The organism is Saccharothrix sp. HUAS TT1 (assembly GCF_040744945.1).
Classification (GTDB): Bacteria; Actinomycetota; Actinomycetes; order Mycobacteriales; family Pseudonocardiaceae; genus Actinosynnema.
The window spans coordinates 8,327,382-8,342,943 of sequence record NZ_CP160453.1 but is presented as its reverse complement, the minus strand read 5'-3'; the positions used below and the strand labels follow the sequence as shown (position 1 = coordinate 8,342,943).

14 protein-coding genes are annotated in these 15,562 nt (G+C 72.5%); 7 read left to right on the top strand and 7 right to left on the bottom strand.

Annotated features, from left to right (window positions below):
• Positions 1–176: 176 nt before the first annotated feature.
• Positions 177–542 (top strand): Rv2175c family DNA-binding protein, encoded by a 366-nt coding sequence (locus AB0F89_RS36555; protein ID WP_367130947.1) that lies wholly within the window; start codon positions 177–179, stop codon positions 540–542.
• Positions 543–673: 131 nt separating this feature from the next.
• Here AB0F89_RS36555 and mptB read toward each other — a convergent pair whose 3' ends face one another.
• The 3 genes from mptB to AB0F89_RS36540 all read right to left on the bottom strand — a co-directional run bounded on the left by mptB (position 674) and on the right by AB0F89_RS36540 (position 5,143).
• The gene (gene mptB / locus AB0F89_RS36550; protein ID WP_367130945.1) at positions 674–2,215 is read right to left on the bottom strand and encodes a polyprenol phosphomannose-dependent alpha 1,6 mannosyltransferase MptB; all 1,542 of its coding nucleotides are present in this window, start codon (positions 2,213–2,215) and stop codon (positions 674–676) included.
• Positions 2,216–2,579: 364 nt separating this feature from the next.
• Positions 2,580–4,073: a phytoene desaturase family protein gene (gene crtI / locus AB0F89_RS36545; RefSeq protein ID WP_367130943.1), complete on the bottom strand. Its 1,494-nt coding sequence runs from the start codon at positions 4,071–4,073 to the stop codon at positions 2,580–2,582.
• A 2-nt stretch (positions 4,074–4,075) separates the two neighbouring features.
• A complete protein-coding gene (locus AB0F89_RS36540; protein WP_367130941.1) occupies positions 4,076–5,143 on the bottom strand; it encodes a polyprenyl synthetase family protein in 1,068 nt (355 codons plus the stop codon).
• Positions 5,144–5,247: 104 nt separating this feature from the next.
• Between AB0F89_RS36540 and AB0F89_RS36535 the strand changes: the two genes are divergently transcribed.
• Complete coding sequence (locus AB0F89_RS36535) at positions 5,248–6,132, top strand: methylenetetrahydrofolate reductase (protein WP_367130939.1); 885 nt, start codon at positions 5,248–5,250, stop codon at positions 6,130–6,132.
• A 49-nt stretch (positions 6,133–6,181) separates the two neighbouring features.
• Here the strand turns inward: AB0F89_RS36535 and AB0F89_RS36530 are convergent, their stop codons facing one another.
• Positions 6,182–6,835, bottom strand: coding sequence for a DUF3153 domain-containing protein (locus tag AB0F89_RS36530; RefSeq protein ID WP_367130938.1), 654 nt, complete (start codon positions 6,833–6,835; stop codon positions 6,182–6,184).
• A 105-nt stretch (positions 6,836–6,940) separates the two neighbouring features.
• Here AB0F89_RS36530 and AB0F89_RS36525 point away from each other — a divergent pair, with 105 nt between their 5' ends.
• Positions 6,941–8,620 (top strand): DUF885 domain-containing protein, encoded by a 1,680-nt coding sequence (locus AB0F89_RS36525; RefSeq protein WP_367130936.1) that lies wholly within the window; start codon positions 6,941–6,943, stop codon positions 8,618–8,620.
• A gap of 87 nt (positions 8,621–8,707) precedes the next feature.
• Complete coding sequence (locus AB0F89_RS36520) at positions 8,708–9,334, top strand: CHAP domain-containing protein (protein ID WP_367130934.1); 627 nt, start codon at positions 8,708–8,710, stop codon at positions 9,332–9,334.
• A gap of 39 nt (positions 9,335–9,373) precedes the next feature.
• On the opposite strand, the gene AB0F89_RS36515 is transcribed toward AB0F89_RS36520, so the two are convergent.
• Positions 9,374–9,934, bottom strand: a complete 561-nt coding sequence (locus AB0F89_RS36515) for a GNAT family N-acetyltransferase (protein WP_367130932.1) — start codon at positions 9,932–9,934, stop codon at positions 9,374–9,376.
• On the bottom strand, positions 9,931–10,431 hold the full coding sequence (locus AB0F89_RS36510; protein WP_367130930.1) for a YbaK/EbsC family protein: 501 nt from the start codon (positions 10,429–10,431) through the stop codon (positions 9,931–9,933). The genes AB0F89_RS36515 and AB0F89_RS36510 overlap by 4 nt, the downstream gene beginning before the upstream one ends.
• A 182-nt stretch (positions 10,432–10,613) precedes the next feature.
• On the opposite strand from AB0F89_RS36510, the gene AB0F89_RS36505 reads away from it, so the two are divergent.
• From AB0F89_RS36505 to AB0F89_RS36495, 3 genes are all read left to right on the top strand, one after another.
• Entirely contained in the window at positions 10,614–11,027 is a 414-nt protein-coding gene (locus AB0F89_RS36505) for an SAV_6107 family HEPN domain-containing protein (protein ID WP_367130928.1), read from the top strand.
• Positions 11,024–11,788, top strand: a complete 765-nt coding sequence (locus tag AB0F89_RS36500) for a maleylpyruvate isomerase N-terminal domain-containing protein (protein ID WP_367130926.1) — start codon at positions 11,024–11,026, stop codon at positions 11,786–11,788. Before AB0F89_RS36505 ends, AB0F89_RS36500 begins: the two co-directional genes overlap by 4 nt.
• A 340-nt stretch (positions 11,789–12,128) precedes the next feature.
• Positions 12,129–13,832, top strand: coding sequence for an AIPR family protein (locus AB0F89_RS36495; RefSeq protein WP_367130924.1), 1,704 nt, complete (start codon positions 12,129–12,131; stop codon positions 13,830–13,832).
• Positions 13,833–13,857: 25 nt separating this feature from the next.
• On the opposite strand, the gene AB0F89_RS36490 is transcribed toward AB0F89_RS36495, so the two are convergent.
• On the bottom strand, positions 13,858–15,432 hold the full coding sequence (locus AB0F89_RS36490; RefSeq protein ID WP_367130922.1) for an alkaline phosphatase D family protein: 1,575 nt from the start codon (positions 15,430–15,432) through the stop codon (positions 13,858–13,860).
• Between the last annotated feature and the right edge of the window lie 130 nt (positions 15,433–15,562).

Here is a 15,562-nt window from a genome sequence, read left to right as displayed (position 1 = left end):
TCGTACGGTGGGTGGTGCCGACCGATCGCTGTGCGCTGGAGCATCCCACGCGCGCGTGTGGGATCCGTGTCAAAGCCGGTCCCAACGGTGGGTGTCCGCAAGCCGACCCGCGGGTGTACCGCCACCACCCGGTTGGCGCAGGGCGTCGCCCACGTCGTTGTGGCATCGTGACGCACGTGAGTGCGATTCCTGCCGCTGCGGATGTGCTGGCCCCCGACCTGGAGGTCCTGTCCCTCCCCGACGTCGGCGAGCGCCTTGGCCTGCCGATCAACCGAGTCCACCAGTTGCTGCGCGACGGTCAACTGCTCGCCGAGCGCCGTGACGGTGTCCTCGTCGTCCCCGCCCAGTTCCTCGCCGCCGGAGGCGTGGTCAAGGGGCTGCCCGGCACCATCACGGTGCTGCGCGATTCCGGCTTCTCCACCGAGGAGATCCTGCGGTGGCTGTTCACCGAGGACGAGACCCTGCCCGGCACGCCGATCGAGGCGTTGCGCGGCGACCGCGGCCGTGAGGTGAAGCGGCGGGCGCAGGCACTGGGCTTCTGACGAGCTCCGCACCACCCCAGACGACCGGATGACGTCCGGGCGGTCGCCCCTGACCGGGTGGCCGCCCGGACGTCGTGTCGTTGCCGGACACCGGTCGTGATCCCCGCCACGCGGCCCGGCGGGCAGGCCGGTCACCCGTACCGGTCGGACAGCCGCAGCGGGTCGGGCCTGGTCAGCGACACGCACGCCAGCGCCGACACCGCCGCGACCCCGGCCAGGTAGACCCACGAGTACAGCGCCGTGTCGCCGTTGGGGAAGGTCACCAGCAGCAGCCAGGTGGAGAAGAACGCCGCCGCCTTCAGCCCGGTCGTGGTCCACGGCAGCGCCGCGGCCATCACCAGCGGCCAGCTGAAGTACCAGGGCAGCGTGGCGGGGGAGAGCAGGGCCACGGCCAGCATGGTGATCGCGGCGCGGCGCATCGCGTCCGGACCGCCGTCCTGCGCGGCCCGCCACTGCCGCCACGCGATGAAGACCAGCAGCACCGAGCCGAGGCCGCGGGCGATGGTCATGAACCAGCCCGGCTCGACCCGGACGAACGCGTTGACCGCGGTGTGCGCGAAGTCGCCGACCGCGCTGGGCAGCGACAGCCAGTTCACGATCGCGGACGACGAGCTGAGCGCCGGTATCCAGCCCAGGTCCAGGCCGGACACGGCGGTGGTCGCGGCGAACACCGCGGCGAACGTGACCACGCCGCCCACCAGGGCCTTGCCGAGCTGCGCGGTCCGCGTGCCGGGCAGCCGGCGCGCCCACACCAGCACCAGGAACGGCAGCGCGACCACGGCGGTGGCCTTGACCGCGAACGCCAGCGTCACCAGGGCGATGCCGGGCACGTGCCTGCCGTCCAGCACCAGCAGCACGCCGGCCGCCAGCAGGCCGACCATCAGCAGGTCGTTGTGCGCGCCGCCGATGAGGTGCACCAGCATCAGCGGGTTCGCCGCGGCCACCCAGAGCGCGATCGCGGGCCGCCCGCCGAGGTGCCGGGTCAGGCCGGGCAGCGACCAGCACAGCAGCCCCAGGCCGACGGCCAGCACCAGCCGCATGATCACCACGCCGCCGATGACGCTGCCCCCGGTGACCCACACGACGCCCTCGGCGAGCATCAGGAACAGCGGCCCGTACGGCGCCGGGGTGTTCTGCCAGACCCAGCTCACGTTGTCCGACAGCGGGCTCTGGAGCACCGCCGGGCCCACCCGGTACGGGTCGAGGCCGTTGAGCGCGATCTGGCCCTGCGCCAGGTAGCTGTAGATGTCCTTGCTGAACAGCGGCGGCGCGAACAGCAGCGGCAGCGTCCAGGCGACGATCGCGGTGAGCACGGCGGCGGTGCCGACGTGCCCGTTGCGCACCATCCGGCCCAGCCGCACCCACGACCAGATCACCATGCCGAGGCCGGCGTAGAGCACCGCGGTCGCCAGGTCGTGGCCGTGGCCGTAGCGGATGAAGCTCAGCGAGGTGTCGGTGAGCAGCGGGTCGTGCTTGAGGATCGCGCCCGCGCCGGTGCCGCCGAGCGCGATCAGCATGACGCCGCCGACGCCGAGCAGGATGGTGCGGATGGGGATGCCGCCGGGATCGGGTCGGTCCGCCGGGTCCCCCCGGTCCTGAACCCGGGTAGCCGACGACCGCACCGGCTCGACAGGTGCGGCGCTCGATCGTGGATAGGACGGGGTCGCGGCCATCGCGGCAACATCGTCGCACAGGGCCGCGAGGGGCCGGCACGTGATGGCGGAGTCTGGTGACAGGCTCGTAACACCCGGAGCGATCTTCGCACGGGCGGGTCACCCGGGGGAGTGACCACTTGGAGTATTCGGCTTGCTGTTCGGGATCGGTCCGACCGGCGCGGAGCCCGCCCGATCGCTCGACCGGGTGCATCCGTCGGCGCTGGTCGGACGTGGTCGGCCCGACCTCCGGGTGCGGGGCGCCACGCCGGGGCGGGTGATCACGGAACGCGGTCGGCTCGACGGCGGACCCGGCGTCCGGCGCCCACGGGCCCGGCGTTCAGCGCCCACGAGCCCGGCGTTCAGCGCCCACGGGCCCGGCGGGTCACCGGGGGGCGTGGGCCCGCGACCTCGCCACCGGTCGCCGCGACCGCGCGCCCGTCGACCCGGTGATCCGCTGGGCGGCCAACCGTCCCGAGATCAGCACCGGCGGCACGCCGACGCCCGGCGTGGTGCCGCAGCCCGCCAGCACCGCGTTCTCCAGCACCAGGTTCCGCGGCCGGAACGGGCCGGTCTGGGCGACCGTGTGCGCGGCCGAGAACGGGGTGCCCGCGGCCAGCCCCATCGCCGCCCAGTCGCGCGGCGTGACCAGGTGCTCGACCTCGATGGCCGAGCCGAAGCCGGTCAGCCCGCGCGACTCCAGCACGCCGACCAGCTCGTCCCGGTAGGCCGGGCCGACGCGCTCCCAGTCGATCGGGCCGGTGCGCAGGTTCGGCGTCGGCGCCAGCACGAACAGCCCCCGCCCCGGCGGCGCGGTGACCAGCAGCGACGGGTCGCTCATCAGCGTGCCGCGGCGGGTCAGCTCGTCGAACGTGCGGTCCCACTCCCGGCCGAAGAACAGCGTGTGGTGCGCCAGCTCCGGCCACGTCCGGTCCACGCCCGCGTGCAGCACCACCGCCGACGGCGACCACGTGATCGGCAGCGGCCGGCGCGGCTGGTGGCCCAGCAGCCGGTACGACATCGGCAGGTCCGGGGTGAGCACCACCGCGTCGCACGGGATGCGCTCGCCGCGCGCGGTGCGGACCGCGGTGACCCGGCCGCCGATGCGCTCCAGCCAGGCGACCGGGGTCTGGAAGCGCAGGTCCGCGCCCGCGTCCCGGGCCGCCGCGGCCAACGCGTCCGGCAGCGCCCGCATCCCGCCCTCCGGGTAGTGGACGCCCGCGACGGTGTCCATGTACGCGATCACGGCGTACGCGGCGAGCGCCCTGCGCGGCGGCACGCCCGCGTACAGCGACTGGAACGAGAACACCCGCTGCAACCGCTCGTCGCGCACGAACCGCGCCACCGACGGCCCGAGCCGGGCGAACCCGCGCAGCGCGGCCAGCTTCGCCAGCTGCGGCGTGAGCAGCGACAGCGGCGAGTCGAAGTTCGCGCCGATGAACCGCTCGCGCTCCACCCGGTGCAGCTCGGTCAGCCAGCGGCGCAGCGCCCGGTACCCCTCGGCCTCGCGCGGACCGGCGAACCGGCGCACCTCGGCCTCCATCGCCTCGGCGTCGGCGTGCACGTCCAGCGTGCTGCCGTCGGCGAAGCGGGCCCGGTAGGCGGGCTCGACGGGCCGCAGGTCGAGCCGGTCGCGCAGCGAGTCGCCGACCGCGTGCAGCGCCTCGTCCACCAGCTCCGGCATGGTCAGCACGGTCGGTCCGGTGTCGAACCGGTAGCCGCCCAGGTCCAGCCGCCCGGCCCGGCCGCCGGGCACGGCCTCGCGCTCCACGACGGTCACCCGGCGTCCCGCGCCGAGCAGGTGCAGCGCCGCGGACAACCCGGCCAGGCCCGCGCCGACCACGACGACGTGGTCCGTGCGGCCGGTCACCGCCCGCATGGTCAGGAGGTCCGCTTCGTCGCGCTGATCGCCAGCTCCGCCAGCCGCTCACCGGCCGGTTCGGCGACCGGCGCGCGGTCGAGCGCCCGCAGCGCGGACCCGGTCAGCTCGGCGATCCGCTCCTCGACCGCGTCCACCGCGCCGACCTCGCGCAGCCGCGACCGCACCTCGTCCACCATGGCCACGTCCAGGTCGGGCCTGCCCAGCGCCTCGTGCAGCACGTCCGCGCCGTACTCCACGCCCAGCGCGACCAGCAGCGTCCGCTTGCCCTCGCGCAGGTCGTCCCCGGCGGGCTTGCCGGTCACCGCCGGGTCGCCGAACACGCCGAGCAGGTCGTCGCGCAGCTGGAACGCCACCCCGATGTCGGTGCCGAACGCGCGCAGGCCCGCGACCAGCTCCGGCGACGCCCCGCCGATCGCGGCGCCCATGTGCAGCGGCCGTTCCACGGTGTACGCGGCGGTCTTGAGCCGGTCGATGCGCAGCGCGGCGTCCGGCGAGCTGTCGCCGCGCGCCTGGGTGAGCACGTCGAGGTACTGGCCGGCCAGCATCTCGGTGCGCATGTCGCGCCACGGCAGGCTCAGCCGCTGGAGGGCGTCGGTCGGCAGGCCGGCGGCGAACAGCATGTCGTCCGCCCAGGCCAGCGCCACGTCGCCGATCAGCACCGACGCGGCCAGCCCGAACCGCTCGGGCTCGCCGAGCCAGCCCTCGTCCCGGTGCCTGCGCGCGAACCGGACGTGCACGGTCGGCATCCCGCGACGGGTCTCGGAGGCGTCCATCAGGTCGTCGTGCACCAGCGCGCACGCCTGGATCAGCTCCAGCGAGCTGACCGCGGTGAGCACGGCCCCGGCCAGCTCGCCCTCCGGGTCGCCGGCCGCGGCGCGCCAGCCCCACCACGCGAACGTGGGCCGGATCCGCTTGCCGCCGCCGAGGACGAAGTCGGCCAGCGCGTCCACCGCGCCGGTGAACGTCTCCTCCATGCGCGCACCCAGCGCCCGGCGGTCGGCCAGGTAGCCGGCCAGGGCTTCGTCGACGTGCTTGGGCAGTTCGAGGTCCAACGGGTGGGGCGGCACCCGTCTATCGTCACCTCTGCCGCCTCCGCGCGGCCAACCGGGGGGTTGGTCCCACCAGATGAAAGACATCTCCCACGGTCCGGACCTACCTCTAGGCTGGTGGCATGACGTCGGTGGTCGAGCGCCTGCACGGGAGGTCTCCCGTGTTCTCCGTCGAGTTCTTCCCGCCGCGCGACGAGGCGGAGGAGACGGTCCTCTGGCGCGCGATCCGCGAGCTGGAGGCGTTCGACCCGGCGTTCGTGTCCATCACCTACGGCGCGGGCGGGTCGGCGCGCGACCGGACCATCCGCACCACCGGTCGGGTGGCGCAGGAGACGACGCTGGTGCCGATGGCGCACCTGACCCTGGTGGACCACTCGGTGGCCGAGCTGCGCAACGTGATCGGCTGGTACGCGGCGGTCGGCGTGCGCAACATCCTGGCCGTGCGCGGCGACCCGCCCGGCGACCCCAACGGCGAGTGGGTGGCCCACCCGGAGGGGCTGACCTACGCCGAGGAGCTGGTCCGGCTGTGCCGCGAGCTCGGCGACTTCTGCGTCGGCGTGGCGGCGTCGCCGTACGGCCACCCGCGGTCGACCGACCTGGACGAGGACACCAAGTACCTGGTGCGCAAGCTGCGGGCCGGCGCGGACTTCGCGATCGCCCAGCTGTTCTTCGAGCCGGAGGACTTCCTGCGGCTGCGCGACCGGGTGGCGGCCCTGGGCTGCGAGACGGTGCTGATCCCGGGCCTGATGCCGCTGACGACGCCGCGGACGCTGGCCAAGACGGTGGAGCTGTCGGGTTCGTCGGTGCCGGACTCGGTGGCGCGCCGGCTCGACCCGTACGCCGACGACCCGGCGGGCTTCCGGGCGGCCGGCATCGACCTGGTCACCGAGCTGGGCGAGCGGCTGCTCGCCGAGGGCGTCCCGTGCCTGCACTTCTACACGTTCAACAGGTCGAAGGCGACGCGCGAGATCGTCGGCCGGCTGGGGCTCGTGCCCGCTCGCGCCTGAGCGGCGGTCAGGCGGCCCGGCTGCGACGGCCGGGCTCAGGCGGCCGGGCTCAGGCGACCCGGCTGCGGCGGCGGGCGACGATGGCCAGCACCAGCACGATCAGGGCCGCGCCGCCGGTGAGGCCGGCCACCAGCATGGTCCAGCCGAAGTACGACACGGAGTTGGCGCCGGCGTAGCGCGCCGTCGCGGTCAGCGTCGACGCCTGACCGGGCTTCGGGGACCACGCGATGGTGGCGTTGTCCTCTTCTTCCCCGTTCGTGTCGATGATTTCACCCGGAAAGCTGATCTTGACCTGGATGTCCGCCCGCTCCGGCGGCACCTGGGTCAGGTCGACCGACCCCGACAGCGTCACCAGGTCGCCCGAGCGCCGGAACGTCAGCTGGTACCGGCTGGACGACGCGCTCGTCGCCGTCGACAACGCCTTGACCTCGTCGAACGTCAACCCGTTGAACGACAGCCGGGTGCCGACGTAGTCGTCCGCGCCGTACGGCTCGGTGGTGACCCGACCGGCCAGCTCCTCGGGCACCTTCAGCTGCGGACCGGGGTCGTTGTCCCTGCTCGGCGGGGTCGCGGCGGTGATCTGGCCGGACACCTTGTCGTCGGAGGACAACGCCATCGCGGCGTGCAACCGGACGCACCCCGTGAGCGACAGCAGCGCGAGCACGAGGAACGTCGGCAGGAGGAGCGCGGAGGCCCTGGACACCCGGCCATCCTGCCGGCAGCGGTCAAAAGTTGACCGCTGGGACACGGTCGTGAGCGTCGCTAATTACCTGTTGGAGTGACGCGACCCGGAGGTAACGTGCGACGCATGTCAACCTCCTCCGCCGGCGTGCACGGCATCAGCAACCAGTTCGTCGCCGACTACGCGGCGGCGGACCCGTTGGCCGCGACGTTCATCGGCAAGCCCGGTCACGACGACCGGTTGACCGACTACTCGCCGGAGGGGCACGCGGCTCGCAGGGAACTGGCGCAGCGCGCCCTCGCGGCGATCTCCGCGGCCGAGCCCGCGGACAAGTCGGAGGCCGACGCGAAGGCCGTGTTCCTGGAGCGGGTCGGCCTGGAGGTGGAGATCCACGAGGCCGGTCTGATGGAGGGCAACCTCAACGTCATCGCCAGCCCCGTGCAGTCGCTGCGCGAGGTGTTCGACCAGATGCCCGCCGACACCGCCGACGACTGGGCCGTGATCGCCAAGCGGCTGACCGCCCTGCCGGAGGCGGTGGCGAACCTGCGCACCGGGCTCGCCCACTCCGCCGACAAGGGCCACGTGGCGGCGTTGCGGCAGGTCGGCAAGGTCGCCGAGCAGTGCGACACGTGGGCGGGTCGCGGTGGCCAGTCGTCGTTCTTCGCCAACCTGGTCGCCGGCGCGCCGGTGGACGGCGCGCTGCGCACCGAGCTGGAGGCGGGCGCGAGGGCCGCCGCCGAGGCGTACGGCGACCTGGCCGCGTTCCTGCGCGCCGACCTCGCGCCCAAGGCGCCGGAGAAGGACGCCGTCGGCGAGGACGTCTACCGGCTGCAGTCGCGGTACTTCACCGGCTCCCGCCTCGACCTGGCCGAGGCGTACGAGTGGGGCTGGGAGGAGTTCACCCGGATCGAGGCCGAGATGGCGCGGGTCGCGAACCGGATCAAGCCGGGCGCCTCGCTCGCCGAGGCCGCCGCCGCGCTCGACGCCGACCCGCGCTACCTCGTGCACGGCCAGGACGGCCTGCGGTCGTGGATGCAGGAGCTGTCCGACAAGGCGCTGCTCGAAGTCCGCGGCGTGCACTTCGACCTGCCGGACGAGCTGATGAAGCTGGAGTGCCGCATCGCGCCGCCCGGCGGCGGCGTCGGCGCGTACTACAGCGGCCCCACCCCGGACTTCGCCCGGCCGGGCCGCATGTGGTGGTCCGTGCCGGACGACAAGGAGGAGTTCTCCACCTGGCGCGAGGTCACGACCGTCTACCACGAGGGCGTGCCGGGCCACCACCTCCAGGTCGCCACGGCGGTGTACCAGGCGGAGAAGCTGAACGAGTTCCAGCGCCTGCTGTGCTGGGTGTCCGGCCACGGCGAGGGCTGGGCGCTGTACGCGGAGCGGCTGATGCGCGAGCTCGGCTACCTGGAGGACGACGGCGACCTGCTCGGGATGCTGGACGCGCACCTGTTCCGCGCCGCCCGCGTGATCATCGACATCGGCATGCACCTGGAGCTGGAGATCCCCGCGGGCACCGGCTTCCACGAGGGCGAGCGGTGGACCCCGGAGCTGGGCCTGGAGTTCATGCTCACCCGCACCATCACCGACCCGGCGCACGTGCGCGACGAGATCGACCGCTACCTGGGCTGGCCGGGGCAGGCGCCGTCGTACAAGCTGGGCGAGCGGCTGTGGCTGGCGGCCCGCGACGACGCCCGCGCCCGGCACGGCGACGCGTTCGACCTCAAGGCGTTCCACCGGGACGCCCTGGAGATGGGCGCCATGGGGCTGGACACCCTTCGCGAGCGGCTCGCGGAGCTCTGAGCGCCGAGCCGGTGACCTCGGCCTCACGCCGAGGTCACCGGGACCGGTGTTGGATGGACGGGCGAACACCTGCGGCAGGGGGAACTGATGACCGGACGTGCGCGGCGGGTCGCGCTCGGGGTGACGATGGTCGGCGCGCTGCTGGTCGGCGGCACGCCCGCGATCGGCCAGGCCCAGCCGGTCGGCGACCTGGCCCAGTGGCGGATCCGGCAGGACATCGTGGACCACGCGCTGCGCGAGGTCGGTCAGCGCGAGGGCGCCGGCAACCTGTTCCCGCAGCAGTACCAGGTGCCCGGCCAGGGCGTCCTGCGCCCGGCGGAGTGGTGCGGCGTGTTCGTCAACTGGGCGTGGACGACCGCCGGCGTGCCGGACCGCCCGTCGATGCGACCCGCGCCGGGCGCGTCCGTGCTGGACCAGGGGCACTGGGCGACGTACTGGCAGAAGTGGGGCAAGGCCAACGGGCGGTGGAAGGACATCGCCGAGCGCGACGTGGCCCCCGGTGACGCGGTGGTCTACGGCAACTACCCGGACATGCACGCCCACGTCGCCCTGGTGGTCGAGGTCAAGTACGACCGGACGGGCCGCGAGGCCACCCACGTGCGGACGGTCGAGGGCAACTTCGGGGACCGGGTGGTGTACTCGAAGCTGCGGAAGATCGAGGGGCTGAACGCGGGCAAGTACCTGCAGGCGACCGGGTTCGTGTCGCCGTTCTAGCCCGGGTGCTCGGGTCCCCGGGGTTCCGGGGCTCGGGCATCAGTCGATCGGCAGGGTGCGGCCCAGGACGGCGAACGGTCGTGGGTCGCCGGTGAACTGGTAGTGCCGCAGCACGTCCGCGAAGCCCATCCGCCGGTACAGCCGCCAGGCCCTGCTCGGGCCCTCCGGGGTGGACAGCAGCACCCGCGCCGTCGGCACGCCCTCCAGCAGGTTGCGCAGCACCTGCTCGCCGACGCCGCGGCCCTGCGCGCTCGGCAGGACGTGCAGCTCGGTCAGCTCGAAGTAGTCGCGCATCCACTCCTCGACGGCGTTCGGCCCGGAGACCATGGTCAGGCCGTGCCGCACCTGCTCGTGCCACCACTGCCCGACCGAACCGCGGTAGCCGTAGCCGATGCCGATCAGCTCGTCCCGCTCGTCCAGCGCCACCACGCACCGCCAGCCGTCGCGCAGCATGTGCGCCAACCACATGGGCGCGCGCTGCTCGGCCGTGCCGGGCGGGTACTCCATGGCGCTCACGTAGAGCGCCAGCGCCTCGTTCAGCCGGGCGTTCAGCTCGCGCGCGGACAGCGTGACGATCCGCTGCGACGGCGCGGCGGTCACCGGGCCACCTCGGCGGGCGTGCCGCCGGTCAGGTCCACCAGGCCCGCGTACGTCGTCGGGTAGACCGCGTGCGGGTGCCCGGCGGCGGCCCACACCACCTCGTACTGCTCCAGGGCGACGTCCACGAACGTGAGGATCGGCGCCGGGTGCCCCACCGGGGACACGCCGCCGATCACCTGGCCGGTGTGCTCGCGGACGAACGCGGGCGTGGCCCGCTCGATCGCGTCGGCGCCCGCCAGCGCGGCCAGCTTGTCGGTGTCCGCCCGGTGCGCGCCGGACGTGAGCACGAGCAGCGGCGCGGCCACGCCGTCGCGGACGGCGGCGAAGACCAGGCTGTTGGCGATCGCGCCGACCGGCACCCCCACCGCCTCGGCCGCCGCGGCGGCGGTGCGGACGGCGTCGGCCAGCACGCGGATCCCGTCGGCGGCTTCGTGGTGGCCCGCCTCGGACAGTGCGGCGGCCACCTTGCGGATGCCCGGGTGGTCGAGTGCGCTCACCTGTTCATGAGACCACGGCCGGTCCGCTTGAGGAGTGCCGGGCCGGCAGGATAGGCTGGACTGGCTCGAACACCTGTTCGAGCAATGCCTTGGTGGTGGGGCGGGGGAAGCGCCCCACCACCAAGTGCCGCCGTCTCCCCGCGGCGGTCGTCGCCGTCCCGACGCCGCGAGGAGGCCGCGAAATGACCCGGACCTCTTCCCGCCGCGTCCCGCTCCCGCTGCCACCGACGTCGGCGGTGACCCTCCTCGGCCAAGCCCGCGAGTGCCTGGCCGAGGCCGGGCGGGACCCCGCGCCGCACACCCGCTTCGCCACGGCCTACCTGGCCGCGATGCGGGCCGCCGCGGCCGTGCTGGCGGCCAGGGGCCGACCCCACCGGGGCCGGGCCAGGCCGACCAGCGTGTGGGTCCTGCTGCCCGTCCTCGCGCCGGAGCTGCGCGAGTGGGCCGCGTTCTTCGCCGAGTGCTCGGCGACGCGCGCGGCCGTGCAGGCGGGCATCACCAGGCGGGTCACCCAGCGCGCGGCCGACGACCTGGTGCGCCAAGCGGCGCAGTTCACCGAGCTGGTCGACGAGATCATGTACGAGGACGGACTGTGAGCAGGGGACTGGTCGCCTACGACCGCCTGATCGACGTGGTGGAGGCCGAGGCCGAGCGGCTGGCGGCGTCGGCCGAGGGGCAGCGCCCGGAACGCCAGGTGCCCGCGTGCCCGGGGCTCAACCTCGGCGAGACGGCGCGGCACGTGGGCAGCACGTACCGGATGGTGTCGACGTGGCTGGGGGAAGGCAGCCAACCCCTGGTGTGGCAGCAGGACCCGGAGCCGGGGCAGCCGCTGCCGGAGTACGTCCGCTCCGGCGTGCCGCCGCTGGTGCGGTCGCTGCGGGCGCACGGGCCGGACGACCCGTGCGAGACGTGGTGGCCCGCCGAGCGCACCCACCGCTTCTGGGCGCGGCGGCTGGCGCACGAGTCGACCGTGCACCGGATGGACGTCCAGGCGGCGGCCGGGCTGCCGGTCGACCCCGTGGCCGACGACCTGGCCGAGGACGGCGTGGACGAGGTGCTGACGCTGTGGCTGGGCCACCGGCTGGACCTCCTCGGCGTGCGCGGCACCCGCGAGGGCACGGTGGCGATCCGCGCCGGCGCCAAGGTGTGGCTGGCCACCACCGGCCCGGAACCGGCGGTGGCGCGGCTCGTCACCGAGGAGGAGGCCGCGTCGGCGGACGGCGGGGTGGCCGGCACCCCGATGCAGGTGTACCGCTGGCTGTGGGGTCGCATCCCGGACCGCGACCTGCCGCCGACCACCGGCGACCACGACGCGATCGCCCAGCTGTGGGCGCTGCTGAGGCTGGCCACCAAGTAGCCGCCCGCGAAGACGTGCGCCCGCCGCCGGGCTACCCGACCCCCGGCCCGGCGGCGGGTGCACCCCGCGTCACAGCGTCAGGTCCGGATTGGTCGTGCTGATCCTCGCGATTCCGCCCCGTCGCCTTCGGCCTGAAGTCCGCCTGTCCTGCTCTCGTGGCCCTGAACGACGTTGTTGTTGTTCCTGTTCGGCCATTCGTGTGACGTGAAGGCGACGTCGCGCGTTGCAGCCTGGCCATTGTGGATCGATTTGCTAGCTTCTGACCTCCGAGAGCGGCTACGCGTAACGGTTCAGAGCCCTCGGTCGAAGTCCTGATGGCGGAACCGTGAGAGGTGGAACGTTGGCGACCAACGACCTGGTGCTGATCGACCAAGTGCTCGAGCAGCGTGCCGAAGAGTCGCAGTTGCCGCCGGCCAAGGTCTTCGAGATCTTCGCGTGCGAACAAGCTGTGACATTGGGCGATTTGACGCTGGAAGAGGTCGAGAACGGCATCGTCGGTGGTGCCGGCGACGGGGCGGTCGACGGTGTGTACCTGTTCCTCAACGACCGGCTGCTCGCTGCGGACGACCACTTGGTGGCCGGCGACGTCCCCTCCGGGTCGAAGCTCGTGCTGTGGCTGGTGCAGGCGAAGCTCGAGAAGTCCTTCACGGAAACCGCCATCGATCTCGCGGCATCGTCCACCCGGCGCCTGCTGGACCTGAGCGAATCGGAGCAGGACCTCCTCGAGCTGTACGGGGAGGACCTGGTCGAGAGGATCGGCGTCTTCCGCAAGACGCTCAAGTCCCTCGTGCGTCGCCAGCCGCAGGTCGAGGTCCGCTTCACCTATGTGACTCGCGGGGACACCGCCCGGGTCAACGCCAAGGTGCTGCGCAAGGCGAAGGACCTGGAAAAAGATTTCGCGGACCGGTTCACGGGTGGTTCGGGTTATGTCGAGTTCCTCGGCGCCGCGGAACTGTGGCAGCGCTCCAGCAAGATTCAATCGCACACGCTGGTGCTGCCCTACCAGGAGAGCATCACCCACGGCACGAGCCACATCGCCCTGGTGCGGCTTCGGGACTACCTCGACTTCCTCAGCGACAACGACGGCTTGTTGCGCCGGCACATCTTCGACTTGAACGTGCGCGACTTCGCGGGCAGCGTCGAGGTCAACCGGGAGATCAAGCAGTCCCTGCTGGAGCCGAAGGCGCCGCAGTTCTGGTGGCTGAACAACGGCGTCACCATCATCTGCTCCAAGGTGTGGACCGTGGGCGGGAAGGTTTTCTCGCTCGACGACGTCCAAGTGGTGAACGGACTGCAGACCTCGCACACCATCCACCAGACCTTGACCGAGTTGCTCGACGTCGATCCGAACCACCCGTCGTTCGACAACCTGGTTCAGGTCCGGATCCTCCGGACCGACGACGCTGCCGAGCGTGATCAGGTCATCCGGGCGACCAACAGGCAGACCAAGGTGCCGGACGCCTCCCTGCACGCCACGGACGAGAACCAGAGGAAGATCGAAACGTACTTCTTCGACAACGGCTGGTTCTACGATCGGCGGAAGAACTACTACCGGAACCTCGGCAAGCCGACCGATCGCATCGTCAGCATCCCGTCCCTGGCGCAGTCGTTGATGGCGATGGGCTTCAGCCAGCCGGACAACTCCCGGGCGAGGCCGTCGAGCCTGCTCAAGGACTCGGTCAAGTACAAGAAGCTCTTCCCCTCGACCGTTCCGCTGGCCGTCTACCTGTGGCTGGCCAGGCAGCAGCGCCTGGTCGACGTCTTCCTGGCAGCTGAGGTCAGCGCTTCCGATCGGACGAACCTGCGGTTCCACCTCGCGATGCTGAGCGCGGCCAACCTGCTCGGATCGAGGGTGCACTCTCCGCAAATGCTGGGGAAGCCGGCAGATGAAGAGATCCACTCGACACCGGAGGAGCTTCGTCGGTTGCTCGTGCTCCTGCGCGATGAGCTGGCCCGGTACGCAGAGGAGAAAGACCAGAGCTACGACAAGATCGCCAAGGGACCTGATTTCGTCGAGATCGTGTTGAAGGCGGCCGGGTACTGAACCGGGTCGGCGGGCGCACCCCGCGTCACAGCGTCAGCGAGGTGACCTCGTCCAGCCGGTCGTCGCGGGCGGTCTCCAGGCGGAAGCGGGAGGTGCGGCCGTCGATCTCCAGCACGCCCACCGAGTTGCCGAAGTGCGGCCCGCTGAGCTTGTGCCACTCCACCGGGTCCGGCGAGATGCCCCGGCGGTCCGCCAACCACCGCAGCGCGCGGGCGATCGGCTTCGACCACGACAGCCGGAACGCGGGCCGGAACACCCACGGCGGGTCGTTGTGCACCGGCGAGCACACGAGCTGGTACACCTTCGCGTCCACCGAGGAGGGGAACACCGCCCGCGCCGCGTAGCTGTGGTGCACGTCCCCGGACAGCACGCACACCGTGCCGGGCGCGTCGTCCCCCCGCGAGATCCGCTCCAGCAACCGCGAGAGCCGCAGGAACGACGCCCGGAACGCGGGCCAGTGCTCCAGGTCCGACACCTGCCGCACCTTCTCGCCGACCCGGCCGCGCCACCCCGGCAGGCCCGCCATCCGCTCGTTCAACGACTGGAAGTGGCTCAACCCGTGCGGCATCAGCCACGGCAGCGACGAGCCGATCAGCAGGTGGTCGAAGTCGCCCTCGGCGTTGGCCTCGATCCAGTCGAACTCGCCGTCGCCGACCATCAGCCGCTCCGGCCCGGACAGGATGCGCCCGCTGCGGGTGTCGATCACCAGCAGCCGCACCCGGCCGAAGTCGCGCCGGTAGCTCCACCGCGTCGACTTGCCGCCGTCGACCTCCTGGTCGGCCTGCTCGGCGAAGTCCTCCAGCAGCTGCTGCACGTCGCCGCCGCTGGAGCGCACCTTCGCGTACAGCTCGTCGTGCGCCAGCTCGTCCGGGCTGAGGTTGCCCAGGTGCTGGTAGACCCAGTACGACGCGAGCCCGGCCCGGATGCGCTCCGGCCACCACCGCTTGTTCGCCATCTGCTCGCGCCACGTGCGCGAGGTGTTCCAGTCGTCGCGGATGTCGTGGTCGTCGAAGATCATCGAGGTCGGCACCGCGGACATCAGCCAGCGGATCTCCGGGTCGGCCCACGACTCGTGGTACAGCTCGGCGTACTCGCGGAACGACACCACCTCGCCCTTGGGCTCCGGCCTGCGCTCGGCCAGCCACTCGGTGATCTTCGGCGTCGGCTCGTCGGCGTAGACCTGGTCACCGAGCAGGATCAGCGCGTCCGGCCAGCGCTCCACCGGCTCGTCCTTCATCCGCAACGCGTACGCGTCCAGCGCGTCCGGCCCGAGCTTGTCCGGCGTCCCCTCGCCCTTCGCCGCGCGGCACGACCCGAACAGCAGCTTGCGCACCGTCGTGGTCCGGATGCACGGCGCCGGGAACGACGAGTCCGGCCGCGGCCACACCACGTGACCGTCCAACCGCACGTCGTAGGGCGTCACGGTGCCCGGCGTCAGCCCTTCGACCACCACGAGCGCGAAGTGCTGCTCGCCGACCTGGAAAGTCTCCGCGCGGTGCCCCGCGACGGTCACCTCGCAGGACGCGTCGGTCTCGACCCACACCGTCGCCGAGGTGGAGTCGACGTGCCGCAGCACCGGACCAAGAACCAGCTCCGCCATTGGGCAGACGTTACCTCCGCGCCGGGGTGGAGGTCCGCGACGATCCTGCGGCGCTCGTCACCGCCGACCCGGACCAGGACGTCCGGCGCGCGCGATGCGGCATCCGGCGCTGCTCGCTTCGGCGGATGGC